Source organism: Paenirhodobacter sp. YD-8, assembly GCF_056590935.1.
In genome coordinates this window covers 2,421,646-2,445,804 of sequence record NZ_CM152649.1, presented here as the reverse complement: position 1 = coordinate 2,445,804, position 24,159 = coordinate 2,421,646, and the positions used below count along the sequence as shown (strand labels likewise).

Genomic DNA, 24,159 nt, shown 5'->3' with positions numbered 1-24,159 from the left:
CGGATTTGATGTCGCGCAAGGACAGCTCGCACCGGCACCCCGATGGTGCCGGTGCAGTCGTTTCTGGAGGAACCATGCTGATCGGACGCAGGATCACCGTGCTGGGGGCCGGTGTGGCGGGGCTTACCGTGGCGCGCGCCCTGGCGCTGCGCGGCGCTGAGGTCACCGTTCTCGAACAGGCCGAGGCGATCCGCGAGGTGGGGGCGGGGCTGCAGATCTCGCCGAACGGGGCGCGGGTGCTGCGTGCGCTCGGCCTTGGCGAGGCCTTCGAGGCCGCGGGCCCGCGCGCCGAGGCGGTCGAGCTGATCGACGGCGAGACGGCCTCGCGCGTGGCGCGGCTTGACCTCGCACGGCTGCGGCCGGGCGCCGAATACCGCTTCCTGCACCGCGCGCGGCTGATCGAGCTGCTGGCCGAGGGCGCGCGCGCGGCGGGCGTGCAGATCCGCCTGCTGCAGAAGATCGAGACCGTCGATCTCGCTGCCGGTCGTGCGCCGCGGCTGACCACCGCGCAGGGCACCGAGATCGAGACCGACCTGCTGATCGGTGCCGACGGGTTGCATTCGAAGGTTCGCGCGGCGCTGAATGGCGCGGTCGCCCCCTTCTTCACCCATCAGGTCGCCTGGCGCGCGCTCATCCCCTGCGACGATGCCGCGCCGAAGGTGGCGCAGGTCTTCATGGGCGCGGGCAAGCACCTGGTCAGCTATCCGCTCGGCCGCGGGTTGCGCAACATCGTCGCGGTCGAGGAGCGCCGCCGCTGGGTCGAGGAAAGCTGGAGCCTCACCGACGATCCGCTGACGCTGCGCGCGGCCTTCGAGGAGTTCTGTCCGCAGGTCCAGGACTGGCTGGCGCAGGTCGAGGCGCCGGGCCTGTGGGGCCTCTTCCGCCACCCGGTCGCCGGGCGCTGGTGGGGCGAGGGCGCGGTGCTGCTCGGTGATGCCGCGCATCCGACGCTGCCCTTCCTTGCGCAGGGCGCGGTGATGGCGATGGAGGATGCCTGGGTTCTGGCCGAGACGCTGGCGCAGCACACCGAGGACAGTGCCGCGCTCGCCGCCTATCAGGCCGCGCGGGCCCCGCGCTGTGCGCGCATCGTCGAGGCGGCAAACCGCAACGCACGCAATTACCACCTCTCGGGGCTGACCCGCACGGTGGGGCATCTGGGCATCCGCACCCTCTCGACGCTGGTGCCGGGCAGGCTGCTTGGCCGCTTCGACTGGGTCTATGGCCACGACGTCACCGGCGGTGCGGGCGTCTGAACGAAGGACCGGCCCTTGCGGGCCGGTTTCCAGCTTCCAATTGCCCCAAATATCCCGGGGGTGAATTTTGCCGTCAGGCAAAAGAGGGGGCGGCGCCCCCTCCCTGTTTCCGCCTCAGCGCAGCACCATCACCGAGCAGGGCGCGTGGCGCACGACCCGTGCCGCGGTCGAGCCGATCAGGTAATCGCCAAAGCCCGGACGGTGCGAGGCGATGATGATGCAGTCGGCCTGGATCTCCTCGGCAAGGTCGAGGATCTCGTTCGCCGCATTGCCCTGGCGGATCACGCCGGCGCCGGCCTCGAAATCATCGGCCAGCGCGTCGAGCTGCTCCTGCAGGGTCTTGCGCAGCTCGGCGCCGTAGCCCTCGGGCATGTAGGAGATGGCATAGCCCGGCACATCGGCCATGACATGCACGAGGGTGATCCGCGCGCCGTCCGAGGCGAGCGTGCGCGCCACGTTCAGCGCGGTGTCGGGGTTGTGGTCCTCGTCGAAGGCGAGGGGGACGATGATGTTGGAATACATCGAGAATTCTCCTTTGGTCCGGCGCGAGACTGGACTCTCCCTTGCCCGCGCGCCTTGATCTGGGTCATCTTGCCACGCGGCGGCTCAGCCGCCGGTGTGACTCATGTGACGACTCATCTGACCCGAAACATGGGCGCGTGAATAGTCGAAATCGTGCCCCTTCGGCTTGCGCGCGATGGCAGCGCGGATCGCCGCCTCGAGCGGCGCGTCGTCGTCCGGGTGGGCGCGCAGCGGCGCGCGCAGATCGGCGCTGTCCTCCTGGCCCAGACACATGAACAGCTCGCCGGTGCAGGTCACCCGCACCCGGTTGCAGCTTTCGCAGAAATTGTGGCTGAGCGGCGTGATGAAGCCGATGCGCTGGCCGGTCTCGCCCAACCGCACATAGCGCGCCGGCCCGCCCGAGCGCTCGCCGGTCTCGGTGACGGTGAAACGCTCGGCCAGCCGCGCGCGCAGGTCGGTCAGCGGCCAGTATTGCTCGAGCCGCTGTTCCTCGCCCATCTCGCCCATCGGCATCACCTCGATGAAGGTCAGGTCGTGCCCCTCGGCGCCGCACCAGTCGACCAGGGCGAAAAGCTCGTCCTCGTTGAAGCCCTTCAGCGCCACGGTGTTGATCTTCACCCGCATCCCCGCCCGGGTCGCGGCGCGGATCCCCTCGAGCACCGGAGCGAGCCGGCCCCAGCGGGTGATCTCGGCGAATTTCGTCGCATCGAGCGTGTCGAGCGAGACATTCACCCGCCGCATGCCAAGGGCCGCCAGGTCATCGGCAAAGCGCGCCAGCTGCGAGCCGTTCGTGGTCAGCGTCAGCTCGTCGAGCGCGCCGGTCTCCAGATGCCGCGCCACCGCGGTGAAGAAGCCCATGATGCCCCGCCGCACCAGCGGCTCGCCCCCCGTCACCCGCAGCTTGCGCACGCCAAGCCCGATGAAGCCCGTGCACAGCCGGTCGAGCTCCTCGAGTGTCAGCAGCTCCTTCTTCGGCAGGAATTGCATGTGCTCGGCCATGCAATAGGTGCAGCGAAAGTCGCAGCGATCGGTGACCGACACCCGCAGATAGGTGATCGGTCGTGCGAAAGGGTCGATGAGGGGCAGGGGCGCGGTTTCCATGCGCGCCCAGATAGGGCGCGATGCCCGGCCCGGCAAGCGCGCGCGCACATCCGCGTGCGCGATGTCGCGCCCCTGTTGCAGTGTCTCCCGCCACCCCCTAGTCTGCGCCGGATTTCTGTGCGGAGGCAGGCATGAAGCGGACGGGTGTGGCGATCACGGTTCTGGCGATCGCGCTGGCGGGATGTGGCGGCGGCAAGGCGGCGCAAAAGCCGGTCGACGCCGCCGAGACCCCGACCGGCGCGCTGCCCGATCCGGGCTCGGTCGACGTGATGCCGCTGTCGCAGGCCTCGCCCGCGCCGCAGGCCGGACCGATGCCGGGCTCGGTGCCGCAATCGGGTGTGCCCGAATCGGCGACCACCACCTCGGCCGCGCATATCGCGGCGAATGGCGTCGTCGCGATCCCGGGCGAGATGCGGCTTGGCACCACGGTGGCGAGCCTCGGCGATCCGACCGCCACCGGCTTCTGGATCCGCACGCCGCTGGTCGTGGCGCCGGGCAAGGGCCGGCTCGAGGACCCGAGGACCGGCGCCTCGGTGCAGGTCGACCTGCTGCCGCTGGTGGGCGACCGCAACGCCGGCTCGCAGATCTCGCTTGCCGCACTGCGGCTCCTGGGCTTTGCCCCCTCCGATCTCGCGCAGATCGTGGTCTGGCGCAGCTGAGCGGGCAGGAGGCCGTGGCGCGCCACCGATCCAGTGCCGACCTGCTGCGCGAGGCGGACATCCCGCCGCTGTGGCTGGCGCTTTTCGCGCTGGCAAGCTGGGGGATCGGCCGGCTCGTGCCGCTGCCCTTGCCCTTCGGACGGGCGCTTGGCGGCGGCCTGATCGGCGCGGCGGTTGTGCTGATGGGGCTCGCGGCGGCGCAGATGGCGGTTCACCGCACGACGGTGATTCCGCGGCGCCGGCCCGCGGCGCTGGTCACCGGCGGTGTCTTCGCCCTGTCGCGCAACCCGATCTATCTGGCCGATGCGATCCTGCTTGCCGGGCTCGACCTGTGGTGGGGCGCAAGCCTTGCACTGGTGCTGGTGCCGGTCTTCATGGGCTTCATCACCCGCCGCTACATCCGTGCCGAAGAGGCCTGGATCGGCGCGGCCTTCGGGGCCGACTATGCGGCCTATCGCGCCCGCACCCGGCGCTGGCTGTGACTGCGCCGCAACGTCGCAGCGACAATTCTCCGGGCCCCGATGCTGCAGCCGCAGCGTGAGGGGCTTGCGTTCGGGCAAAGCAAGGTGTTGATCGCGAACGAAGAAACCTGCACGGGACTGCGTGCAAGTGTATTCACTTATGTTGCCTGCGACTTTTTTCCAAGGATTCCATGGCACCTGCGACTTGTGAAACTTTATTGCGCGGTGCTAAGGAGATTTTGCCACGTTTGTGTCCCCCGGCTGAAATTGGTCCGGGGGCAATCATGGGAGAGAAACACGTGAAGATCGGCGCTCCGAGAGAGACGTTCGAGGGGGAATCGCGCGTCGCGATGACCCCTGATTCCGCGCTGCAGCTGCAAAAACTGGGGCATACCTGTTTCATCGAGGCTGGGGCGGGCGACGCCGCCGGCTTCTCGGACGAGGCCTATCGCAAGGCCGGGGTCACCGTGATCCCGACCGTGGCGGAGCTCTTCGCCGAGGTCGATTTCATCGTCAAGGTGCGCCCGCTGGTCACCGACGAGGAACACGGCTGGCTGCGCAAGGGGCAGACCGTCATCTCGTTCTTCTACCCCGGCCAGCACCCCGATCGCCTTGAACTGGCGAAGGAAACCGGCGCGAACTTCATCGCGATGGACATGGTGCCGCGGATCTCGCGCGCGCAGAAGATGGACGCGCTCAGCTCGATGGCGAACATCGCGGGCTATCGCGCCGTGATGGAGGCCGCGAACAATTTCGGCCGCTTCTTCACCGGGCAGGTGACGGCGGCGGGCAAGGTGCCGCCGGCCAAGGTGCTGATCGTCGGCGCTGGCGTCGCGGGTCTGGCCGCGATCGGCACGACGACCGCGCTTGGCGCGATCACCTATGCCTTCGACGTCCGTCCCGAAGTGGCCGAGCAGATCGAATCGATGGGCGCCGAATTCGTCTACCTCGACTTCGAGGAGAAGACGCAGGACGGCGCTGCGGCCGGCGGCTATGCCGCGCCCTCGAGCCCCGAGTTCCGCGAAGCGCAGCTGAAGAAGTTCCGCGAGCTTGCGCCCGACATGGACATCGTCATCACCACGGCGCTGATCCCGGGCCGCGACGCGCCGAAGCTGTGGCTCGCCGACATGGTCGCCGCGATGAAGCGCGGCTCGGTCGTCGTCGACCTTGCGGCCGAACGCGGCGGCAACTGTGACCTGACCGTGCCGGGCGAGAAGATCGTCTCGGAGAACGGCGTCACGATCATCGGCTACAACGACTTCCCCTCGCGGATGGCGACGCAGGCCTCGCAGCTTTACGCGACCAACATCCGCCACATGATCACCGATCTCACGCCCGGCAAGGATGGCGTCATCGTCCACAACATGGAAGACGACGTGATCCGCGGCGCCACTGTGGCCTTCGAGGGCGCGGTGACCTTCCCGCCGCCGCCGCCGAAGATCAAGGCGATCGCCGCGCACAAGCCGAAGGAGAAGGCCAAGGAGCCAACCCCCGAGGAGCGCAAGGCGGCCGAGAAGGAGGCCTTCCGCAAGGCGACGCGGCAGCAGGTGATGCTGCTGGCCATCGGCACGGCGCTGCTGCTGCTCGTGGGCTCGGTCGCGCCGGCCTCGTTCATGTCGCATTTCGTCGTCTTCGCGCTGAGCTGCTTCGTCGGCTTCCAGGTGATCTGGAACGTGTCGCATTCGCTGCACACGCCGCTGATGGCGGTGACGAACGCGATCTCGGGCATCGTCATCCTCGGTGCGCTGCTGCAGGTCGGTTCGGGCAGCTGGCTGGTCGTCGTCCTTGCCGCGCTTTCGGTGCTGATCGCCACGGTCAACATCGTCGGCGGCTTCCTCGTCACCCGGCGGATGCTCGCCATGTTCCAGAAATCGTGATCGGGGGGAGGGACTGAGATGTTTTCCATCGGTATCGTTCAGGCTGCCTATATCGCTGCAGCCGTTCTGTTCATCCTCTCGCTCGGTGGCCTCTCGGGGCAGGAGAGCGCGAAACGCGCCGTGTGGTACGGCATCACCGGCATGGCGCTCGCCGTCATCGCCACGGTCTTCGGCCCGGGCATGGGCCATGGCTGGGTGATCGCGCTGATGCTCGCGGGTGGCGCGGTGCTCGGCTGGTATGTGGCGAAGACGGTCGAGATGACCGAGATGCCGCAGCTCGTCGCGGCGCTGCACAGCTTCGTGGGTCTCGCTGCCGTCTTCATCGGCTATAACGCCTATCTCGAGATGGCGCGGGTCGGCGCCATGGATGCGGCCGCGCGCGAGGCGCTCACCGGCTTTGCCGCGCTTGTCGCGCACAAGTCGGCGGTCGAGCTGAACATCCTGCGCGTCGAGCTGTTCCTCGGCGTCTTCATCGGCGCCGTCACCTTCACCGGCTCGGTCGTCGCCTTCGGCAAGCTTGCCGGCAAGGTCGACGGCAAGGCGAAGAAGCTGCCGGGCGGCCACATGCTGAACGCGGGCGCCGCGCTGCTGTCGCTCGCCATGCTCATCGCCTTCATGAACGGCGCGGGGGCCTGGGCGCTGATCGTGATGACGCTGCTGGCCTTCTTCATCGGCTATCACCTGATCATGGGCATCGGCGGCGCCGACATGCCGGTCGTGGTGTCGATGCTGAACAGCTATTCGGGCTGGGCCGCGGCGGCGATCGGCTTCTCGCTCGGCAACGATCTGCTGATCGTGACCGGCGCGCTGGTCGGGTCCTCGGGCGCGATCCTGTCCTACATCATGTGCAAGGCGATGAACCGCTCGTTCATCTCGGTGATCCTCGGCGGCTTCGGCGGCGCGACGGGCCCGGCGATGGAAGTGACCGGCGAGCAGGTGGCGATCGACGCGCAGGGCGTGGCCGATGCGCTGAGCGACGCCGACAGCGTGGTCATCGTGCCGGGCTATGGCATGGCCGTGGCGCAGGCGCAGGTGGCGGTGTCGGAGCTGACCTCGATCCTGCGCAGCAAGGGCAAGAACGTCCGCTTCGCGATCCACCCGGTCGCGGGTCGACTGCCGGGGCACATGAACGTGCTTCTGGCCGAGGCGAAGGTGCCCTACGACATCGTCATGGAGATGGACGAGATCAACGACGACTTCCCGGAAACCGACGTGGCGATCGTGATCGGCTCGAACGACATCGTGAACCCGGCGGCGCAGGAAGACCCGAACTCGCCGATCGCCGGCATGCCGGTGCTGGAAGTGTGGAAGGCGAAGCAGGTCTTCGTGTCGAAGCGCGGCCAGGGCACGGGCTATTCCGGCATCGAGAACCCGCTGTTCTACAAGGAGAACACGCGGATGTTCTACGGCGACGCGAAGAAGTCGATCGAAGAGCTGCTGCATCTGCTGCGCTGAACGGCACCCGCACCGTGATGAAAGGCCCCGCTTCGGCGGGGCCTTTTGCTATTGGCCCCTTGCGCGGGCTTCAAGCCGGTCGCCGATCACCTGTTGCACTGCGCCGAGCGTAGTGTCGAGCTGGGCGCGCATCGCGACCATCGCGGCATCGAGCGCGGCACGGTCGAAGGGCTGCGCCGTGCTTGCCGCGACGACCGCGGCGCGATCCTCGGCCAGCCGGTGCAGGGCCGGGCGCAGGGTCTCGGCATTCTCGCGCAGCGCCGCACGCAGGTCGCGCCGCACCGCGCGCGGGAAAAGCGCCTGCTCCGCCGCGGGGCCGAGCAGCTCGCTCTGCAGCGCGCGAAAGCGCAGCACCGCGCCCGCCGCCAGCGCATTGCCCAGAAGCGAGACCGCCAGAACCGCAATCAGCACGATCCGCCCCTTGTCGCGTTTGAGTGTCATCAGAACCCTCCCGTCACGGCCAGAACATCGCCGAAGAGGCCGAGCGTGACCCAGCCCTCGCCGCCCATCACCGGCAGCAGCAGATAGCCAAGCGCCATCGCCGCCGCCATCATCCCGCCGAAGAGACCAAGCGCCGGGCCGGGCAGGGCCAGCACCTCGGCAAGCCCCGCGGCGCCCGCGGGCGCGGGCGTCGCGAGCCGGGTCAGCACCCGGCGCGAGAGCGCCGCCGCATCCGCGGCCTCTTCGGCCATCAGCGCCGACAGGTCGCGATCGAGGTCGTCGTCATCCATCTGCGTCATCCTTTCTCCTCCTCCCCGGATCCGGGGCCGAGCTGCGCGCGCAACCCCGCGCGGCCCCGCACCAGAAGCTGTTCCGCCGCCCCCGGGCTGACCCCGAGCGCGGCCGCGATCTCGGCCGTGGCGAGCCCGCCGGTCGCGCGCAGCAAAAGCGCCGCGCGTTGCCGTTCGGGCAGGCGGGCGAGCGCCGCGCGGGTCTGCGCGAGCCGTTGCCGGCCGTCGAGCACCGCCTCGGCATCGGGCGCCTCGTCCGCCGTCTCGGGCGCCGCCTCGAGGCCGAGGAAGCGCCGCCAGCCAAGCCGCCGGCGCCGGTCGATGCACAGGTTCAGCGCGATGCGCCAGATCCAGCTGCTGACCGCGCCCCGTGCCGGGTCATAGCGACCCGCCTGCGCCCAGACCCGCAGAAAGACCTCCTGCGCGATATCCTCGGCCTCGGTGCGCGAGCCGAGCTGGGCCGCGATGAAGCGCTGCACCCCGGGTCCGTAAAGGGCGATCAGGCGCGCAAGCGCCGCCCGCTCGCCGCGCGCGAGCGCCGCCATCAGTGCCTGTGCTTCCTCGCCTCGTTCCATTGCCGCCTGCGCGCCCCCTGCGCCCCGCCCGCCGCAGCCTAGCCGCGGGGCGGGGCGGGCGCATCCCCTCAGCGCGTCACGATGATGCGGCGCGCACGATAGGTGGTGCTGCCCTGCGGCCCGGTGCCGGTGACCGTGGTGCTCGAGCTGCCGGCGGTGGTGGTGCGCACCCGCTCGCGCGTCGCGATCTGCCCGTTCGGGCCGGTCGCGGTGCCGCTGACGGTGCAGCGCGCCGTGCCCGAGGACCGGCTGCAGTCGCGGTCGCGCTGGATCGTGCCGCCATTCGCGCCGGTCACGGTGACGCTGTGCGCCTGCGCGGTGGCGGGCAGCACGAGGGCAAGGGCGAGAAGGGGGGTGGCAAGACGTTTCATGATCTGTCCTTTCGACGGAGGTGGGGGGCGGTATCAGCGCGGCAGCTGGCCGAGGAAGCGCGCGACGCGCTCGAATTCGGCCGGGCTCAGCACGCCGTCGCCATTGCGGTCGGCCATGTCGAAGCCGCGGGTCTGGGCGGTGTATTCGGCGAGCGTCAGCTTGCCGTCGCGGTTCGTATCCTGCGCCCAGAGCCGGTCCTCGCCGCGGCGGCTGCTGCCTTGCGGCAGCTTCGCCCGGGCGGCGTCGATCTCGGCGCGGGTGATCGTGCCCGAATTGTCGGTGTCGATGCGCGCGAACATCGCCTTGCGCAGCTCGAGGAACTCGGCGCGGCTGATCGCGCCGTTGCCGTCGCGGTCGAGCGCGGCAAAGCCCGGGCTGGTGGCGCCTGCGGCGCAGGCCAGCGCCGGGCCAAGCGCCGTGGCAAGCGCGATCAGGGGCAGGGCAGGTTTCATCTCGGGTCTCCCTTTCGGTGTCGTGCAAGAGGATACGTGCCGCGCCGCCAACCCCTACGCTCGCCGCGCGTTTTTTTCGTGCCGCGGCGTCGTCGGTCATGGGCTGCATACCGTTGCATGCCGATAAACATCTGGTATCGCGGCATTTTTTCTTTGCGTGTGGGGAGATTCGCGGTAAGGGGGAAAGCCTCGGCCCTGACCGCACCGGAGGCAGCATGACCCCGATCGACGACCATCCGCTGCGCTATGCGCTGGTGAACGAGCTGCATGCGCGCCCCTTTCCGCGCATCGCGGCGCCGGCCCATGTGGTCTATGCCGCGGTGAAGGAACCGCGCGATGCCGCGAACCGCGACCGCACGCGCGATCACGCGCATCTGTGCGCGTTGCTCGAGCGCAACGGCGCGCCGCTGCCGCCCGCCGATGTCACCCACCACACCGGCGAGATCGGCCGCTATACCCTGAAATGGGAAAGCCACACCGAGTTCGTGACCTATCTCGCCCATGCGCCGGGTGTCGCCGCGCGGCCCTTCGACCCGAACGACACCGAGGTCTTCCCGGCCGACTGGCTGGCGCAGGCGCCGGGCAAGCGCATCGCCGCGGTGATGATCCGCATCGAGTTCCTGCCCGAGGACCCGGATGCGATCATGCCCGCGCTCGACGACTGGTTCGTGCACGAAAGCATGGTCTGTGCCTGGGTGCTCGACGGGGCCGCGGCGGTGGCGACCGACTTCCGCATCGACGCGAACGGGCAGATGCGCTTTGCCGTCTTCGTGCGGCCGGGCACCGGGCCCGGGCGGATCGGCCGCGTCGTGCAGCGGATCTGCGAGCTCGAGACCTATCGCGCGATGTCGATGCTGGGCCTTGGCCGGGCGCGCAGCCTGACGCAGCGGCTCAACGCGCTCGACCCCGAGCTCGAGGCGCTGGTCGAGGGGATGAGCGACGACAGCCACCCCGCCGAGGAGCAGCTCGACCGGCTGCTGGCGATCTCGGCCGAGCTCGAGGGGCTCGCCGTCGCCCATTCCTTCCGCTTCGGTGCGACGGGGGCCTATGAGGCGATCGTCAAGGAACGGGTGATGGTGCTGCGCGAGAGCCGCTTCGAGGGGCGGCAGAAATTCTCGGAATTCATGCTGCGCCGCTATGATCCGGCGATGCGCACGGTGAAATCGGCCGAGGCGCGGCTGAACGCGATGATCGAGCGGGCCGAGCGCGCGGGCGAATTGCTGCGCACCCGGGTCGAGGTCGAGCGCCAGGGGCAGAACCAGAAGCTTCTGGAAAGCATGGACCGGCGCGCCGACGTGCAGCTGCAGTTGCAACACACGGTCGAGGGGCTGTCGGTGGTGGCGATCAGCTATTACGCGGTCAGCCTTGCGGGCTATCTGAGCTATCCGCTGGCCAAGCATTACGGCGTGTCGAAGGAGATGGCCGTGGCCGGTCTGACGCCGCTTGTCATCATCGGCGTCTGGCTGATGGTGCGCCGCATCCGCAAGGGCTTTGGCGGGCACTAGGCCCTTGCGGGGACACGGTTTGCTGCCGATACTTCCCGCATTGCGGGAGGCGTCATGCCATATGTTCTTTCAGAGATTGATCAGCAGAACCTGAACTGGTTCGCCAACGACAACACGCGGCAGTCGCTGGTCGCGATCGAGCTGGCGCGCGGCCGGATGCGCGGGCTGGCGCCGTTCCGGCTGGAGATCGGCTATCCGATCCTCGCCATCGCCGGGGCGAACGGATCGGGCAAGTCGACGCTGCTCGCGATGGCGGCCTGTGCCTTTCACAATGCTGCCGACGGTTTTCGCCCGCCAAGTCGAAAGGTGAACTACTATACCTTCAGCGATTTCTTCGTGCAGTCCGCCGGTGAGATCGGGCCGGAGGGCGTGGAGATAACCTACGATTTTCTGTCTGGATATCGCCGCATCCTTAGTCGACCTCGTCGATTTGTGCCGGCCATTTACAAGCAGACCCGACGCAAGCGAGAGGGCGGCAAGTGGAACAACTATGATCGCCGGGTCGATCGCAACGTCATCTATTTCGGCGTGCAGCGGGTCGTGCCCTATTACGAGCGCAGCACGCACAAGTCCTATCGCGCCAGCTTCCGGCCGCCGGGCGTCGCCGCCGCGGACAGCGCCCGCATTGCCGAACTCGCGGGGCGGATCCTCGGCAAGCATTACGACGCCTTCGAAAGCCTCGAACATCGCCGCTACACCCTGCCGCGGGTGCAGTCGGGGGCGCTGCGCTATTCGGGCTTCAACATGGGGGCCGGGGAAAGCGCGGTGTTCGAGATCCTCATCACGCTTTTCGCCGCCGGGCCGGGCTGCCTGCTCGTCATCGACGAGATCGAGCTGGGCCTGCACGAGCGCGCCCAGCAACGGCTGATCGAGGTGCTGAAAACGCTGTGTCTTGAACGCAAGTGTCAGGTGATCTGCACCACCCATGCCTACGAGATCCTCGCAGCGCTGCCGCCCGAGGGGAGGGTGTTCATCGAGACCGTGGGGGAGGACACGCGGGTCTTTCCCGGGATCTCGGCCGATTATGCCTGCGGCCGGATGGGGCGCAGCGATCCGCGTAAGCTCGACATCCTCGTCGAGGACGAGGTGGCCGAGGCGATCGTTCAGGCAAGCCTCAGCCTCGCGCAGCGGGAGCGGGTGAGGATCCTGCCGATCGGCTCGCACAGCAGCCTGCAACGGGTGATGGCGGCGCGCTTTCTCGAGGGGCGCGGGCAATGCCTGTGCCTGCCAGATGGCGATCGGCGCAACACCGCGGACAGCTTCTGCTCGGGCGTGGCGAGGCAATGCGACGGCGTCCATTCGGTTGCGGCGGAACAGGCGAAGATTCGGGACTGGGCGCGGGATCATCTCGATTTCCTGCCCGGCGAGCACTGGCCCGAGAAATGGCTGTTCGAGCAGGCGATCGCTCAATGTGAACTGGCGGAGGTGTTGGGGGAGGTCACGCCCGCCGGCCGCTGGGGTGTGGCGAGCGAGGCCGAGCTGAGAGAGCTGCTTCTGACCAGCCTTGATGCGGGCAAGCACAAGGAATTCAGGGCGCTGTCTGCGGCGCTGCAATTGCCGGCCGAACAGCTGCGGGCCGACATGATCGCGGCCTTGCGGGCCTCGTTCCCGGCCCCCTTCGTGCAGATCGCGGCGCGGGTCGAGGCGCTGCTGATCTGAGCTCAGTCGGCGATCAGCGGCTGTGCGGTGGCGCCTGCCGCGGTCAGGGCGTCGGTGGGGGCAAGGATCACCATCATGCCGCGCTTACCGCCGTTGATGACCACCGTCGGGAAGTCCATCACCGCCGCCTCGATCGCCACCGGCACCCGCTTGCGCTGACCGAAGGGGCTGATGCCGCCGGTGTGAAAGCCGGTCAGGCGCTCGGCCTTCGCCGCGTCCATCATCTGCGCCGCCTTGCCGCCGAAGGCCGTGGCCACGCGCTTCATCGACAGCGTCCGGTCCGAGGGGATCACCGCGCAGGCGGGCTTGCCGTCGACCTCGACCATCAGCGTCTTGAGCACCCGCGCCGGGTCCGCGCCGATCGCCTCGGCCGCCTGAAGTGCGATGCGCTCGTGGCCGTGGTCGTGCGGATAGTCGTATTCGCGGATGTCGAAATCGACGCCCGCGCGCTTCAGTGCCTGTGTCGAGGGGGTTTGCGTGCTCATTGTCCGTGGTCCATCTCGCGGTCGATCCAGGCAAGGATCAGGCGCAGGATCCGGTCCTGTTCGGCCGAGGTCAAGGCCGTGCCGGCCGGAATGCCGTGCCATTTCGCCAGACAGCCGCGGCAGCAGGTGGCGGTGGCGTGCTGGGCGACGAAGACCGGGTGGCCGCGCATCGGGGTCTGCCTGCCGTCGTTTGGCGGGGTGGTGGGGGCCAGCCGCGTCGCGATGAAATCGGCGCCATGCGAGGCGATCACCGCGCGGCCCTTCGTCTCGGCATAGGCACGCTCGCGCGGGCCGAGGTGAAAGCGCGCGCGGAATTTCGAGTGCGCGAGGCGGGCCAGCATCTCGGCTTCGGCGTTCATGCCCCGGCGCGCAGCGCGTCGATGTAGATCCGCACCGCCTCCTGCACATGGCGGAAGCGGTCGCCGCCCAGATGCTTGCCGCCGAACCAGCGGGTGACGACGACGATCTCGTCTGTCACCCCTTCGCGCTCCAGCATCCGCAAGATCACCATGCCGGCGCCCGCTTCGCCGTCGTCGTTCTTCACCGGCCCCTCGGCGCCGATCAGGCCCCAGCTGTTATGCGTGGCCTTGGCGAATTTCTTGTTGCGCTTCAGCGCGGTGAGGAAGGCGCGCGCCTCCGCCTCGGTGCGGCAGGGGCCACCCGAGACGGCATAGCGCGAGCCGCGGTCGGTGAGGATGTTCTCGAGGATGCGCATGGCCCCCGCTTAGGCCGCTTCGGCGGCGGGGGCAATGCCGCGCGGCCGGATCGCCAGGGCGCGCAGCGCGTTCAGGATCACCGCGACGTCGATCGCCTCCTGCGCGATCGCGCCCTCGATCGGCGAGATCAGCCCGAAGGCCGCGGCGATCATGCCAAGCACGCTCAGCCCAAGCCCCACCGCGACGCTTTGCCAGGCGATGGCGATCGAGCGCTGTGCGACCTCGATGCCGGGCAGCAGCCGGTCGAGCCGGTCGACGAGCAGCACCACCTGCGCCGCCTCGGCCGAGGCGGCGGCGCCGCGCGCGCCCATGGCCACGCCGACATCGGCGGCGGCGAGGGCCGGGGCGTCGTTCACCCCGTCGCCCACCATCATCACCGGCCCGCGGGCGCGCTCGCGCAGCACGATCTCGACCTTCTGCACGGGCACAAGTGCCGCCTCGACCAGATCAAGACCCAGCGGCGCCGCGACCCGCTCGGCGATCTCGGGCCGGTCGCCGGTCGCCAGGATGATGCGGCGGATGCCGAGGCGGCGCGCCGCGGCGAGGAAGCCGGGCGTGTCCTCGCGCAGCCGGTCGGCGAGGGTCAGATGGGCGACGATCCGGCCATCGACGCCGAGCGTCACCCGCAGCGCGCCGGGTTCGGCCGGCGGCAGGTCGGGGGCGGGCTGGCCAAGCGCCGCGGCGACGAAGCCCGGCCCGCCGATCGCGACCGCATGCCCCTCGATCCGGCCGGTCAGGCCCTCGCCGGGCGCCTCGCACACCGCCTCGGGCACCGGCAGGGCCAGGCCGCGGCCCTGCGCCTCGGCCACCAGCGCCTGCGCGACCGGATGGCCCGAGGCCTGTTCAAGCGCCGCGGCAAGGCGCAGCGCTTCGGTCTCGTCGATGCTCTCGGTCAGGATCGCGGTCAGCTTCGGCATGCCGTCGGTGAGGGTGCCGGTCTTGTCGAGGATCAGCACCCGTACCCGCGACAGCGCCTCGAGCGCCTGTGCGCCCTTGATCAGCACGCCAAAGCGCGCGGCGCGGCTGAGCCCCGCGACCAGCGCCACCGGAACGGCGAGGATCAGCGGGCAGGGGGTGGCGATCACCAGCACCGCGACGGCGCGGATCGGATCGCCGGTCAGCCCCCAGGCGGCCCCCGCAATCAGCAGGGTGACGGCGAGAAAGCCGAGCGAGGCGCGATCGGCCATCCGCGCCATCGGCGCGCGGGCGCGGGCCGCCGCCTCGACCAGCCGCACGATGCCGGCATAGGTGCTTTCGGCGGCGCGATGCGTGGCGATCATGTCGAAGGCCTCGCCCGCATTCGCCGCCCCGCTCATCACCGAGGCGCCGGGGCCGATCCGCACCGGCAGCGACTCGCCGGTCAGCGCCGAGGTGTCGAGCAGCGCCGTCGCCGAGGCCAGCGTGCCGTCGACCGGCGTCACCTCGCCGCGGCGCACGAGGATGCGGTCGCCGGGGACGAGCGCGTCAAGTGCGACCTCCTCGAGCCCGTCGCCGCGGTGGCGATGCGCGACGCGCGGCACGCGGGCGAGCAGCGCCGACATGTCGGCCCGCGCCCGCCCCTCGGCATAGGCCTCGAGGAAGGTGCCGCCCGCATACATCACCGCCACCACCTGCGCGGCAAGGGTCTCGCCGAAGGCGAGCGCCGCGCTCATCGACAGCGCCGCGACGATGTCGAGCCCGACCTCGCCGCGCGCCAGCGCCCGCACGATCTCGATCAGCAGGGCGGCAAGGACGGGCAGGGTGCCGAGCGTCCAGACGATCTGCGCGGCGGGGGACAGCCCCGCGAAACGCAACCCGAGCCCCAGAGCGAGCCCGACGATCGCAAGGGAGAGAAGCGCGGTGCCGGTTCTGCTCATGGCTGCCTCCGAGGTTGCCGGGGGCCACACTATCCCGCGCCGCGGCGCCGTCAACGGGGCGCACCGTCGCTCCCCGGGTGCGGGTGGCACCAGGGAAGGCGGGTGTGTCACATCGCGCGCGCCCGTCTGCGTTCCTCCTGCCTGCCGAAAAGGATCGACCGATGCGGCGCCTGACCCCGCTTGCCCTTCTTGCCACCGCTGCGCCGGCCCATGCGCGCGATCTGACGGCGAGGGGGCTTGCGGACAGGGCCGCCTCTCTCCCGCCGCCGTGCGACACGAAGACCGAGGATGCACAGGGCGCCGTGCACAACCGTTGCCAGACCTGCCACACCCTACCACGGGCGCCGAATTTCACCCCGGATCCGGGTCTGCAGCCGGACCATGCGATGCCGCCGCCGGCGCTCGCCCCCCTGGGCGAACCGCTTCGTCGATCGCCGCGCCGCGGTGGCCGCGACCGACGCCGAGGAGATCCGGGACTGGGGGCGGACGGCCCGGGCCGGCGGCCAGGCTCGATCGGTACCACCGACATTCGACCTTCGCCTTGCCGCGCAAGCTCTCGGGCCCCGGCGCCTTCTGCGACGGCTGGTATCACCGGAGACGGACGGGGCTTTCCGGCGTGCAGAGCTTCGCGACGGGGCGCGACGCGACGATCCCTCCGCAGCAGGCGACGGTCTGGCGCCGGGGCGAGCAGGATGCGCCGACCGGCTTCGTGGAACCGGCCGATCCGTGGTTCGACCGGCGCAAGCGCCGAGCCCGTCACGCGGCGCTTGCACGACGCGCCCGGTGCCTGTATCAGGTCCGGGCACAGATTGCGCACCGGCGCGGGCGTTGTGTAATGGTAAGACCTTAGCCTTCCAAGCTAATGACGCGGGTTCGATTCCCGCCGCCCGCTCCAGAAAAATTTCCCCTCTGGTTGTCGCCGCCCCTTTGACGGGCGGCGTTTTGCTGCCTAGCTTGACGGTCTGGCAGGAGGGATGCGGCATGGCCGGTGGCTGGGCGCGCGACGGCGCGGTGAACGAACAGATCGACGCCTCGATCGAGGACGAGCTCAAGCGCCTGCAGGCGCGGCGCGCTCCGATGGGCGAGAGCGCGGAAGTCTGTGTCGAATGCGACGAACCGATCCCCGAGGCGCGGCGCGTCGCGATCCCCGGCGTCAAGCTCTGCATCGACTGCCAGAAGGCGCGCGACGCCCGGCCGCAGCTGCGCGGCGGCATCAACCGGCGCGGCTCGAAGGACAGCCAGCTGAAATGAAAAGGGGGCCGGCAGGCCGGCCCCAGTCGCGACGAAGGAAGGGATCTCTGACGGGGACTACTTCGTCAGGATCAGCTTGCCAGCCTTGGTGATGCGCAGCATATAGACCTGACCGTCCAGCAGGATGCTGGCGAGCGAGCCGCCCTCGGTCAGCACGCGCGCATCATGCAGCGGCAGCGCGGGGAGGTAATCCTGCGCGGTAAAGCTTTGCGACATCGTCATTCCTCAGCCCCTCTCGATGCGGTCGAGCATCATCTCGATCCCCTGGGCGGGGGCGACGCCGGTGCAGATCGCCTCGACGAGGTCGCGCAGGCTGAAGGGCGGGTCAGAGCGGCGGGCGCCCCGCGCGTCGGGGCCGGGATGGAGGGAGCGTTTCATGTCCGGGTATCCTGTTCGCTTCGGTTCCTGGTGGGGATAACCTGAGTGAAAAGATCGGATTTGTAAAGACTGATTCTTTTACTCGGATTATCTCCGCCGCGCCGGACGCTCCCCCGGAAGAAAGCGGGGCCGCCCCGGCGGCTGATACCGGGACGGCCCCTGGTCGGCCCCCAAACTGGACGAAGGGGGCCGGTCTCGGGAGGGGTTGCCTCAGGGCTTCGGATCGTGCTCCCCGGCGATCTTCCGATCGTTGAGCATTTCGAGCCACATGGCGTTTGCGACGGCGATGAGGGCAGCGAGGGGGAGGCCGAGGATCCAGGCGAAGTACCACATGGGATGCGTCCTTTCTCAGTAGGCGTTCTTGTTTTCAGTGACTTCGGCGACGGTGACCTTGCCCCAGAGGACCTTGTAGACCCAGGCGGTGTAGGCAAGGATGATCGGCACGAAGATCACCGAGACGACCAGCATCACGAACAGCGTCTGATGCGAGGAGGAGGCGTCCCAGACGGTGAGCGAGGCGTCGGGCTGGATCGAGGAGGGCAGGATGAAGGGGAACATCGTCAGCCCGACCGAGGCGATCACGCCAAGGATCGCCAGTCCCGAGAAGATCAGCGCCGCACCGCTTGCCTTGCGCATCGCGACGATCGCCAGCGCCATGCCGGCGATGCCCAGACCCGGGGCGATCGCGATCCAGGGCCGCAGCGCATAGGCCGCAAGCCAGGAGCCCTGATGCGCGACGGTGCTCAGCAGCGGGTTCGAGGGCCCGTTCGCCGCGACCTCGGAGGTGAGCGCATAGCCCGGGATGCCGTAAGCCAGCCAGACGCCGGCGAGCGCATAGGCGAGGATCGCCACGATGCCCGCGACCGAGCCGATCGCGATCGCGCGGCGCTGCACCGCGCCCTCGGTCTTCAGCGTCAGCCAGCCCGCGCCATGCAGCAGCAGCATGGTCAGCGAGACCACACCCGCGAGCAGCGCGAAGGGGTTCAGCAACCCGAGGAACTTCGCATAGAAGGCGCCCGGGTAGAGCGGCATCAGATCCTCGGTGATCTGGAACGGCACGCCCTGCAGCACATTGCCGACGGCGACGCCGAAGATCAGCGCCGGCACCGCGCCGCCGACGAAGAGCGCCCAGTCCCAGCCGTTGCGCCAGGCATGGCCCTCGCGCTTCGAGCGGTACTTGAAGCCCACCGGGCGCAGGATCAGCGCCGCCAGAACGGCGAACATCGCGAGGTAAAAGCCCGAGAAGCTGACCGCATAGAGCGGCGGCCAGGCGGCGAAGATCGCGCCGCCGCCGAGGATGAACCATACCTGGTTGCCTTCCCAGACCGGGCCGACGGTGTTGATCACGACGCGGCGCTCGTCATCGGTCTTGGCGACGAAGGGCAGCAGCGCCCCCACGCCCATGTCGAAGCCGTCGGTGGCGGCAAAGCCGATGAGCAGCACGCCGAGGAGCCCCCACCAGATCACCCGCAGCACATCGAGACTGATCAGATCATGCAAAATCATGGTGTCTTACTCCGCAGGCATGGTGACGGCATCGTCCGAGGTCTTCAGCCGCGCTTCGTGGCGGCGCATCCAGTCCTCGGTCTCGGCGACGTCCTGATAGGGGCCCTTGCGGATGTATTTCACCATCAGCCCCATCTCGATGATGAAGAGCACGGTGTAGAAGAGCACGAAGCCCGCAAGGGTGATCGCGAGATCAGCGACCGAGAGATGGCTGACCGAGAGCGCGGTCGGCAGCACGCCGTCGACCGTCCAGGGCTGGCGGCCGAATTCGGCGGTGAACCAGCCGAGCTCGGCGGCGATCCAGGGCGCGGGGATGACGATGACGGCCAGCCGCAGCGCCCAGCGGGGATAGCGCATCCCCTTGAAGTTCGAGACCACGAAGAAATAGCCCAGAACCGCGATGAAGGAGAAGCCGAGCGCCACCATGATCCGGAACGACCAGAAGATCGGCCAGACCGTGGGCACGGTGTCATTCGCGGCCTGCACGATCTGCGCCTCGGTCGCCTGACGCGGGTCGTCGACATAGCGCTTGAGCAGGAACGCAAAGCCCAGATCCTTCGAGTGTTCCTCGAAGGCGGCGGTCTCCTCGGGCGTGACATTGCCCTTCGCCGCGCGGATCTGCATCAGCGCGTCATAGGCGAGGATGCCCGAGCGCACGCGGGTCTCGGCCTGGCTCACCAGCTGGTCGATGCCGGGGATTTCCTCGGTCAGCGAGCGGGTGCCGAGAAGCCCCATCGCGAAGGGGATCTTGACCGCGTAATGGGTCTCGCGCGCCGCCTGGTCGGGGATGCCGAAGAGGGTGAAGGAGGCGGGGGCGGGTTCGGTTTCCCACATCGCCTCGATCGCGGCGAGCTTCATCTTCTGGTTCAGCGAGGCGTTGTAACCCGACTCGTCACCGAGGATGACCACCGAGAAGGACGAGGCGAGACCGAAGGCCGCCGCCACCGCGATCGAGCGGCGGGCAAGCTCCAGATGGCGCCCCTTCAGCATGTACCAGGCCGAGACGCCAAGCACGAAGATCGAGGCGGTGACATAGCCCGCCGAGACGGTATGGACGAATTTCGCCTGCGCGACCTCGTTGAACAGCACCTCGAAGAAGGAGGTCATCTCCATGCGCATGGTCATCGGGTTGAACTCGGCGCCCACCGGGTTCTGCATCCAGCCATTGGCGATCAGGATCCACAGCGCCGAGAAGTTCGAGCCGATCGCGACGAGCCAGGTGACGGTGAGATGGCCGACGCGGGAAAGCTTGTCCCAGCCGAAGAACATCAGCCCGACGAAGGTCGCCTCCATGAAGAAGGCCATCAGCCCCTCGATGGCGAGCGGCGCGCCGAAGATGTCGCCGACATAATGGCTGTAATAGCTCCAGTTCATGCCGAACTGGAATTCCATGGTGATGCCCGTCGCCACGCCGAGCACGAAGTTGATGCCGAACAGCGTCGCCCAGAACTTCGTCATCTGCCGCCAGATCGGCCGCCCGGTCATCACATAGACCGTCTCCATGATCGCAACCAGGATCGACAATCCCAGCGTCAGCGGCACGAAGAGGAAGTGATACAGAGCCGTCATCGCAAACTGAAGTCGCGACAGCTCCACAATACCAAAATCCATCCGTCGTCTCCCATTCCTTGCCTGTCGCGGGGGGAAGCCTCCGCGAAAGATGCATGCGGGCGAAACATTTCCCGCGGATGCATCATATGCGGGCATTCCTTTCCCTCTCCTTGACCGGGATCAAAGAGACGTAAGGTCGCAGCCCTGCGGATTTCCGCGACTCCGCGGCAGGTGGGACAGTATGCCTCAGGCGTGACCGGGAAATGCCAGCGAGACGGAGCGAGTCGCCGCCCCCGCATCGGCGTTGCGGTGGCTGACAACCAGGAACCCCGACTCGGGCGCGAAGGCGCGCAGGCCCGACAGCATCGCGGCGGCGGTGGCCGGGTCGAGGCCCTCGGTCGGCTCGTCGAGAAGCAGCACATCGGCGCGGCGCAGCGCGGCGCGGGCGAGGACCAGGCGGCGCGCCTGTCCGCCCGACAGCCCCGCGCCGCCGGGGCCGAGGCGGGTCGCCAGCCCCTCGCGCGCGCGCAGCACATCGGCGAGCGCCACGGCCTCGAGTGCGGCCCAAGCCTCGGCCTCGGGCAGGACGGTGCCGGCGGGGAAGGCAAGGGCTAGGTTCTCGGCGACGCTGCCGGCGATGAGCGCCGAGCGTTGCGGCACCAGCGTCAGATGCGCGCGCAGGTCGGCCTCGGGCCAGGCGGCGAGGGGGGCGCCCAGCAGCCGGATTTCGCCCGCGGTCGGCGCGATCAGCCCGGCAAGGGTGGCGAGCAGCGTCGACTTGCCGGCGCCCGAGGGGCCGGTGAGCAGCACCATCTCGCCGCGCGACAGGCTCAGATCGAGCGGGCCGAAGGTGTCGCGCGCGGCACCCGCGCGGTGATGGCGCAGGGCGGTGACCTGCAGAAGCGGCGCCGCCGGATCGGGGCGCGGCGCGGGGGCCGCGGGCGTGGGGCGGGGCGGCGTGTCGCTGAGCGCGGTGACGCGGGCGCCCGCGGCCTGCATCCGGCCGAGCTCGGCGAGCCCCCGGCGCAAGAGCGACAGCGTTTCGCCAAGCGCGAGCGCGGTGAAGACGCCGATCGCGGCGCGCGCCGGGCTGATCGTGCCGGCGGCGGCGAGCGGCCCGCCCAGGGCGAGCGCCACGGTGGCGGCAAGCCCCGTGGTCAGCGCGATCGCCGCACCGCCCTGACGCTCGGTCGTCTCGAGCCCGTCGCGGGCGCGGGCCTCGGCGTGGATCGTGGCGGCAAGCCCCGCCTCCTGCCGGGCAAGGGCACCGGCCACGGCCAGATCGGCGCGGCTTTGGGCAAGGTCGAGCGCCTGCGCGCGCAGCGATTGCAGCGCGGCCTCGGTGGCCTCGGACCGGGCGCTGGCATGGCGCAGGGTGAAGACAAGCGTCACGCCGCCGCCCAGCCCAAAGGACAGAAGCACCCCCCAGGCGACGGCCGGCGCGACGAGGACCCACAGCGCGACGAAGGCGCCCGCCTGCACCGCGACCGCCGAGACCGCCGGCAGCACAAGGCGCAAGAGCAGCCCGTCGAGCGCGTCGACATCCGAGGTCAGCCGGTTCAGCGCCTCGGCGCCGCGCAGGCGGGTCTGGGCCTCGAAGGGCAGGCGGGTGATGCCGGCGTAAAGGCCGAGCCGCAGCGCAGCGAGCGCGCGCAGCGTCGCGTCATGGGTCAGCATCCGCTCGCCATAGCGTGCGCCCGAGCGGCCAAGGGCAAGGAACCGCACCCCGGCCGAGGGGCGGAAGAAATCAAAGCCGATGCCGATGCCGGCGATGCCCGCGGCGGCGGCGGCGGTGACGAACCAGCCAGAGAGGCCCAGAAGCGCCGCGCCCATGGCAAGCACGGTGATGCCAAGCGCCAGGCCGCGCAGGAAGGCCACGGGCTCGGCCTTCAGCAGGCGGCGGGCGATGTGCAGTAGCGGTCTCATGCGCTCCCCTCCGCCGTCATCGGCAAGACCCGGTCCATCGCCGCCAGGACCGCGGGGTCGTGGCTCGCCACGATCAGCGCCGCGCCGGTTGCGCGCAGGGCCAGAAGCCCCGCCAGCACCGCCTGCGCCGTTTCATGGTCAAGGTCGGCCGTCGGCTCGTCGGCAAGGATCAGGCTGGCCTTCGCGGCATGGGCACGCGCGATCATCAGCCGCCGCGCCTCGCCGCCCGAGACGCCACCGCCGAGATCGCCAAGCCGCGCCGAAAGCCCGCCGGGCAGGGCCGCGACGATGCCCTGTGCCTGTGCCGCGGTCAGCGCCGCGTCGAGGTCGCCCGCGCGGCCCAGCATCAGCGCCTCGCCGAGCGGCGCGTCGATGAAGCGCGGCGCCTGCGGCAGCCAGCCGATGCCGGCGCGGATCGCGTCGGCGGTGCTGTCCGAAAGCACGGTCTCGCCCCAGCGGATCTCGCCCGCCTCGGGGCGGATCAACCCGGCAAGTGCGGCAAGGAGCGTCGTCTTGCCCACCCCCGAGGGGCCGGCGATGGCCAGCGCCTCGCCGGGCTGCACCGCGCCATCGGGCGGGCCGAGCAGCGCCGCCCCCGGGCCGGGCGACAGCACCAGCCCGCGCCAGGAGAAGGGGGCGGGCGGCAGCGCCGAGGCCGGCGCGCCGTTCCCGAGGATCGTGCCCGAGGCGGCGATCGCGGCCTCGGCCGCCTCGATCTCGTCGGCGACGGCAAGGGCCGAGGCGCGGTCGTGCCAGGCGGCGGCCAGATCGCGCAGCGGCTGGAAGAACTCGGGCGCGATCATCAGCAGGAAGATCCCGGCCTCGGGCGACAGCCCACCCCAGCTGCCGAAATTCAGCTCGCCCAGCAGCGCGAAGCCGACATAGACCGCGACCATCGCCACGCCGAGCGCCGAGAAGAGTTCGAGCACCGTCGAGGACAGGAACGCCACCGCCAGCACCCGCATCGTGCGGGTGCGCAGATCGTCCGAGGCGGCGGCAAGGTCGGCGCCGGCCCGCGCCTCGGCGCCCAGAAGCCGCAGATCGGCCACCGCGGCGATGCGGTCGACGAGCAGGGTGTTGAGCGTGCCGATTTCGGCCATCTGCCGCTCGGAGGCGTCGCGCGCGGCCATGCCCACGAGCGCCATGAAGACCGGGATCAGCGGGCCGGCGACCAGCAGCACCAGCGCCGCGGCCCAGCTGAAGGGCAGGGTGAGGGCCAGAAGGACCAGCGGCACGATCCGCACCCGTGCCATCGCCGGGCTGTAGCGCGCGGCCCAGGGGGCAAGCATCGCGACCTTCTCGGCGGCAAGGCTGGCAAGCTCGGCCGGGGCGGGGCTGCGGGCGCGGGCGTCCTGCCGCGCGGCGGCGCCGATCAGCCGGTGCCGAGTGCTTTCGACGAGCGCCGTCGCCGCGCGCTGTGCCAGCGCCCCGGCGCGGGCATCCAGCAGCGCGCGCAGCGCGGCGAGCGCGAGGAACCCCGCCGCCGCCGCCAGTGGCGACAGCCGTTCGGTGCCGCTGACCAGCCCGCCAAGCGCCAGCGCGACCACTGCCGCCTGCGCCACCCAGAGGAGTTCCGCGAGCGCCGAAAGCGCGCCCGCACGACGCAGTGCGGGCGTGGCCGGGGCGGCAAGGCGGGTCAGCGCGGCATCGGCGCGGCCGGGGTTCGCGGCGGGCGGTTCGTCAGTCTGGGGCATGTCTTCGGTCGCGTTTCCTTCGGGCAGAGCTAGGGGCGCGGAGGCGGGTTCGGCAAGGCGCGGGGCGAAGATTGCCCGTTCCTGCGAGGGGTGGTGCTCATCCTTTTTCTCAAGATTGCGCCATAATGCATTGAATAATAATGAAATATATTCGCCTCACATATCTCGCGTGCG

Annotated in this window: 26 protein-coding genes and 1 tRNA gene; 9 read left to right on the top strand and 18 right to left on the bottom strand. The window is 69.7% G+C overall.

Going from position 1 to position 24,159, the window contains the following annotated elements; translation table 11 throughout:
• Window positions 1-74 precede the first annotated feature (74 nt).
• Window positions 75-1,253, top strand: a complete 1,179-nt coding sequence (locus AC0QTQ_RS11890) for an FAD-dependent monooxygenase (protein ID WP_480256752.1) — start codon at window positions 75-77, stop codon at window positions 1,251-1,253.
• A gap of 114 nt (window positions 1,254-1,367) precedes the next feature.
• On the opposite strand, the gene AC0QTQ_RS11885 is transcribed toward AC0QTQ_RS11890, so the two are convergent.
• Both AC0QTQ_RS11885 and moaA read right to left on the bottom strand, forming a co-directional pair.
• Complete coding sequence (locus tag AC0QTQ_RS11885; protein ID WP_121533319.1) at window positions 1,368-1,775, bottom strand: universal stress protein; 408 nt, start codon at window positions 1,773-1,775, stop codon at window positions 1,368-1,370.
• An 84-nt stretch (window positions 1,776-1,859) separates the two neighbouring features.
• Window positions 1,860-2,876, bottom strand: a complete 1,017-nt coding sequence (moaA, locus tag AC0QTQ_RS11880; RefSeq protein ID WP_480256751.1) for a GTP 3',8-cyclase MoaA — start codon at window positions 2,874-2,876, stop codon at window positions 1,860-1,862.
• A 131-nt stretch (window positions 2,877-3,007) separates the two neighbouring features.
• Here moaA and AC0QTQ_RS11875 point away from each other — a divergent pair, with 131 nt between their 5' ends.
• The 4 genes from AC0QTQ_RS11875 to AC0QTQ_RS11860 all read left to right on the top strand — a co-directional run bounded on the left by AC0QTQ_RS11875 (window position 3,008) and on the right by AC0QTQ_RS11860 (window position 7,328).
• On the top strand, window positions 3,008-3,535 hold the full coding sequence (locus AC0QTQ_RS11875) for a hypothetical protein (RefSeq protein ID WP_480256750.1): 528 nt from the start codon (window positions 3,008-3,010) through the stop codon (window positions 3,533-3,535).
• Window positions 3,536-3,549: 14 nt separating this feature from the next.
• The gene (locus AC0QTQ_RS11870) at window positions 3,550-4,017 is read left to right on the top strand and encodes a methyltransferase family protein (protein ID WP_480256749.1); all 468 of its coding nucleotides are present in this window, start codon (window positions 3,550-3,552) and stop codon (window positions 4,015-4,017) included.
• Between the two features lie 278 nt (window positions 4,018-4,295).
• Window positions 4,296-5,873, top strand: a complete 1,578-nt coding sequence (locus tag AC0QTQ_RS11865; protein WP_121533325.1) for a Re/Si-specific NAD(P)(+) transhydrogenase subunit alpha — start codon at window positions 4,296-4,298, stop codon at window positions 5,871-5,873.
• A gap of 18 nt (window positions 5,874-5,891) precedes the next feature.
• Complete coding sequence (locus tag AC0QTQ_RS11860; RefSeq protein ID WP_480256748.1) at window positions 5,892-7,328, top strand: NAD(P)(+) transhydrogenase (Re/Si-specific) subunit beta; 1,437 nt, start codon at window positions 5,892-5,894, stop codon at window positions 7,326-7,328.
• 48 nt (window positions 7,329-7,376) lie between these two features.
• On the opposite strand, the gene AC0QTQ_RS11855 is transcribed toward AC0QTQ_RS11860, so the two are convergent.
• The 5 genes from AC0QTQ_RS11855 to AC0QTQ_RS11835 form a co-directional block, all read right to left on the bottom strand.
• Entirely contained in the window at window positions 7,377-7,769 is a 393-nt protein-coding gene (locus AC0QTQ_RS11855; protein ID WP_480256747.1) for a hypothetical protein, read from the bottom strand.
• A complete protein-coding gene (locus AC0QTQ_RS11850; protein ID WP_480256746.1) occupies window positions 7,769-8,068 on the bottom strand; it encodes a hypothetical protein in 300 nt (99 codons plus the stop codon). The genes AC0QTQ_RS11855 and AC0QTQ_RS11850 overlap by 1 nt, the downstream gene beginning before the upstream one ends.
• Entirely contained in the window at window positions 8,065-8,634 is a 570-nt protein-coding gene (locus tag AC0QTQ_RS11845; RefSeq protein WP_480256745.1) for an RNA polymerase sigma factor, read from the bottom strand. Before AC0QTQ_RS11845 ends, AC0QTQ_RS11850 begins: the two co-directional genes overlap by 4 nt.
• Window positions 8,635-8,702: 68 nt before the next feature.
• Window positions 8,703-9,005, bottom strand: a complete 303-nt coding sequence (locus tag AC0QTQ_RS11840) for a hypothetical protein (RefSeq protein WP_480256744.1) — start codon at window positions 9,003-9,005, stop codon at window positions 8,703-8,705.
• 33 nt (window positions 9,006-9,038) lie between these two features.
• The gene (locus AC0QTQ_RS11835) at window positions 9,039-9,458 is read right to left on the bottom strand and encodes an EF-hand domain-containing protein (protein ID WP_480256743.1); all 420 of its coding nucleotides are present in this window, start codon (window positions 9,456-9,458) and stop codon (window positions 9,039-9,041) included.
• Between the two features lie 215 nt (window positions 9,459-9,673).
• Here AC0QTQ_RS11835 and AC0QTQ_RS11830 point away from each other — a divergent pair, with 215 nt between their 5' ends.
• A complete protein-coding gene (locus tag AC0QTQ_RS11830; protein WP_480256742.1) occupies window positions 9,674-10,963 on the top strand; it encodes a DUF3422 family protein in 1,290 nt (429 codons plus the stop codon).
• 54 nt (window positions 10,964-11,017) lie between these two features.
• On the top strand, window positions 11,018-12,622 hold the full coding sequence (locus AC0QTQ_RS11825; protein ID WP_480256741.1) for an ATP-dependent nuclease: 1,605 nt from the start codon (window positions 11,018-11,020) through the stop codon (window positions 12,620-12,622).
• Between the two features lie 2 nt (window positions 12,623-12,624).
• On the opposite strand, the gene ybaK is transcribed toward AC0QTQ_RS11825, so the two are convergent.
• The 4 genes from ybaK to AC0QTQ_RS11805 are packed head-to-tail and all read right to left on the bottom strand — an operon-like array spanning window position 12,625 to window position 15,679.
• Window positions 12,625-13,107 (bottom strand): Cys-tRNA(Pro) deacylase, encoded by a 483-nt coding sequence (gene ybaK / locus AC0QTQ_RS11820; RefSeq protein ID WP_113901659.1) that lies wholly within the window; start codon window positions 13,105-13,107, stop codon window positions 12,625-12,627.
• Window positions 13,104-13,466, bottom strand: a complete 363-nt coding sequence (locus tag AC0QTQ_RS11815; RefSeq protein ID WP_480256740.1) for a DUF4186 domain-containing protein — start codon at window positions 13,464-13,466, stop codon at window positions 13,104-13,106. The genes ybaK and AC0QTQ_RS11815 overlap by 4 nt, the downstream gene beginning before the upstream one ends.
• Window positions 13,463-13,822, bottom strand: a complete 360-nt coding sequence (locus tag AC0QTQ_RS11810) for a YigZ family protein (RefSeq protein ID WP_121533345.1) — start codon at window positions 13,820-13,822, stop codon at window positions 13,463-13,465. Before AC0QTQ_RS11810 ends, AC0QTQ_RS11815 begins: the two co-directional genes overlap by 4 nt.
• Window positions 13,823-13,831: 9 nt before the next feature.
• Window positions 13,832-15,679 (bottom strand): heavy metal translocating P-type ATPase, encoded by a 1,848-nt coding sequence (locus AC0QTQ_RS11805; protein WP_480256739.1) that lies wholly within the window; start codon window positions 15,677-15,679, stop codon window positions 13,832-13,834.
• Window positions 15,680-16,500: 821 nt separating this feature from the next.
• On the opposite strand from AC0QTQ_RS11805, the gene AC0QTQ_RS11800 reads away from it, so the two are divergent.
• A tRNA-Gly gene (locus tag AC0QTQ_RS11800) sits at window positions 16,501-16,574 on the top strand.
• Between the two features lie 86 nt (window positions 16,575-16,660).
• On the top strand, window positions 16,661-16,930 hold the full coding sequence (locus AC0QTQ_RS11795; RefSeq protein WP_480256738.1) for a DksA/TraR family C4-type zinc finger protein: 270 nt from the start codon (window positions 16,661-16,663) through the stop codon (window positions 16,928-16,930).
• 57 nt (window positions 16,931-16,987) lie between these two features.
• Here AC0QTQ_RS11795 and hemP read toward each other — a convergent pair whose 3' ends face one another.
• The 7 genes from hemP to AC0QTQ_RS11760 all read right to left on the bottom strand — a co-directional run bounded on the left by hemP (window position 16,988) and on the right by AC0QTQ_RS11760 (window position 23,985).
• Window positions 16,988-17,146 (bottom strand): hemin uptake protein HemP, encoded by a 159-nt coding sequence (hemP, locus tag AC0QTQ_RS11790; RefSeq protein WP_480259224.1) that lies wholly within the window; start codon window positions 17,144-17,146, stop codon window positions 16,988-16,990.
• Between the two features lie 9 nt (window positions 17,147-17,155).
• Window positions 17,156-17,308, bottom strand: coding sequence for a hypothetical protein (locus tag AC0QTQ_RS11785; RefSeq protein WP_164880121.1), 153 nt, complete (start codon window positions 17,306-17,308; stop codon window positions 17,156-17,158).
• Window positions 17,309-17,518: 210 nt separating this feature from the next.
• Window positions 17,519-17,641 carry a cytochrome bd-I oxidase subunit CydX gene (gene cydX / locus AC0QTQ_RS11780; protein WP_113901665.1) on the bottom strand — a complete coding sequence of 41 codons (123 nt, stop codon included), beginning with the start codon at window positions 17,639-17,641 and terminating at the stop codon, window positions 17,519-17,521.
• 15 nt (window positions 17,642-17,656) lie between these two features.
• The gene (gene cydB, locus AC0QTQ_RS11775; RefSeq protein ID WP_480256737.1) at window positions 17,657-18,814 is read right to left on the bottom strand and encodes a cytochrome d ubiquinol oxidase subunit II; all 1,158 of its coding nucleotides are present in this window, start codon (window positions 18,812-18,814) and stop codon (window positions 17,657-17,659) included.
• Window positions 18,815-18,820: 6 nt separating this feature from the next.
• Window positions 18,821-20,425 carry a cytochrome ubiquinol oxidase subunit I gene (locus tag AC0QTQ_RS11770; RefSeq protein WP_480256736.1) on the bottom strand — a complete coding sequence of 535 codons (1,605 nt, stop codon included), beginning with the start codon at window positions 20,423-20,425 and terminating at the stop codon, window positions 18,821-18,823.
• 186 nt (window positions 20,426-20,611) lie between these two features.
• Complete coding sequence (gene cydC / locus AC0QTQ_RS11765; RefSeq protein WP_480256735.1) at window positions 20,612-22,291, bottom strand: thiol reductant ABC exporter subunit CydC; 1,680 nt, start codon at window positions 22,289-22,291, stop codon at window positions 20,612-20,614.
• Window positions 22,288-23,985, bottom strand: a complete 1,698-nt coding sequence (locus AC0QTQ_RS11760) for an ABC transporter ATP-binding protein/permease (protein WP_480256734.1) — start codon at window positions 23,983-23,985, stop codon at window positions 22,288-22,290. Before AC0QTQ_RS11760 ends, cydC begins: the two co-directional genes overlap by 4 nt.
• Between the last annotated feature and the right edge of the window lie 174 nt (window positions 23,986-24,159).

Bases quoted from the DNA above. Each gene is read 5' to 3' on its own strand.
- AC0QTQ_RS11785 (WP_164880121.1), bottom strand. From the start codon at position 17,308: ATGAAACGCTCCCTCCATCCCGGCCCCGACGCGCGGGGCGCCCGCCGC.
- AC0QTQ_RS11830 (WP_480256742.1), top strand. From the start codon at position 9,674: ATGACCCCGATCGACGACCATCCGCTGCGCTATGCGCTGGTGAACGAG.
- cydB (WP_480256737.1), bottom strand. From the start codon at position 18,814: ATGATTTTGCATGATCTGATCAGTCTCGATGTGCTGCGGGTGATCTGG.
- AC0QTQ_RS11825 (WP_480256741.1), top strand. From the start codon at position 11,018: ATGCCATATGTTCTTTCAGAGATTGATCAGCAGAACCTGAACTGGTTC.
- AC0QTQ_RS11770 (WP_480256736.1), bottom strand. From the start codon at position 20,425: ATGGATTTTGGTATTGTGGAGCTGTCGCGACTTCAGTTTGCGATGACG.
- AC0QTQ_RS11840 (WP_480256744.1), bottom strand. From the start codon at position 9,005: ATGAAACGTCTTGCCACCCCCCTTCTCGCCCTTGCCCTCGTGCTGCCC.
- cydC (WP_480256735.1), bottom strand. From the start codon at position 22,291: ATGAGACCGCTACTGCACATCGCCCGCCGCCTGCTGAAGGCCGAGCCC.
- AC0QTQ_RS11885 (WP_121533319.1), bottom strand. From the start codon at position 1,775: ATGTATTCCAACATCATCGTCCCCCTCGCCTTCGACGAGGACCACAAC.
- AC0QTQ_RS11760 (WP_480256734.1), bottom strand. From the start codon at position 23,985: ATGCCCCAGACTGACGAACCGCCCGCCGCGAACCCCGGCCGCGCCGAT.
- AC0QTQ_RS11855 (WP_480256747.1), bottom strand. From the start codon at position 7,769: ATGACACTCAAACGCGACAAGGGGCGGATCGTGCTGATTGCGGTTCTG.
- AC0QTQ_RS11850 (WP_480256746.1), bottom strand. From the start codon at position 8,068: ATGACGCAGATGGATGACGACGACCTCGATCGCGACCTGTCGGCGCTG.
- cydX (WP_113901665.1), bottom strand. From the start codon at position 17,641: ATGTGGTACTTCGCCTGGATCCTCGGCCTCCCCCTCGCTGCCCTCATC.
- AC0QTQ_RS11805 (WP_480256739.1), bottom strand. From the start codon at position 15,679: ATGAGCAGAACCGGCACCGCGCTTCTCTCCCTTGCGATCGTCGGGCTC.
- AC0QTQ_RS11845 (WP_480256745.1), bottom strand. From the start codon at position 8,634: ATGGAACGAGGCGAGGAAGCACAGGCACTGATGGCGGCGCTCGCGCGC.
- AC0QTQ_RS11835 (WP_480256743.1), bottom strand. From the start codon at position 9,458: ATGAAACCTGCCCTGCCCCTGATCGCGCTTGCCACGGCGCTTGGCCCG.
- AC0QTQ_RS11815 (WP_480256740.1), bottom strand. From the start codon at position 13,466: ATGAACGCCGAAGCCGAGATGCTGGCCCGCCTCGCGCACTCGAAATTC.
- AC0QTQ_RS11795 (WP_480256738.1), top strand. From the start codon at position 16,661: ATGGCCGGTGGCTGGGCGCGCGACGGCGCGGTGAACGAACAGATCGAC.
- ybaK (WP_113901659.1), bottom strand. From the start codon at position 13,107: ATGAGCACGCAAACCCCCTCGACACAGGCACTGAAGCGCGCGGGCGTC.
- moaA (WP_480256751.1), bottom strand. From the start codon at position 2,876: ATGGAAACCGCGCCCCTGCCCCTCATCGACCCTTTCGCACGACCGATC.
- AC0QTQ_RS11890 (WP_480256752.1), top strand. From the start codon at position 75: ATGCTGATCGGACGCAGGATCACCGTGCTGGGGGCCGGTGTGGCGGGG.
- AC0QTQ_RS11875 (WP_480256750.1), top strand. From the start codon at position 3,008: ATGAAGCGGACGGGTGTGGCGATCACGGTTCTGGCGATCGCGCTGGCG.
- AC0QTQ_RS11860 (WP_480256748.1), top strand. From the start codon at position 5,892: ATGTTTTCCATCGGTATCGTTCAGGCTGCCTATATCGCTGCAGCCGTT.
- hemP (WP_480259224.1), bottom strand. From the start codon at position 17,146: ATGTCGCAAAGCTTTACCGCGCAGGATTACCTCCCCGCGCTGCCGCTG.
- AC0QTQ_RS11810 (WP_121533345.1), bottom strand. From the start codon at position 13,822: ATGCGCATCCTCGAGAACATCCTCACCGACCGCGGCTCGCGCTATGCC.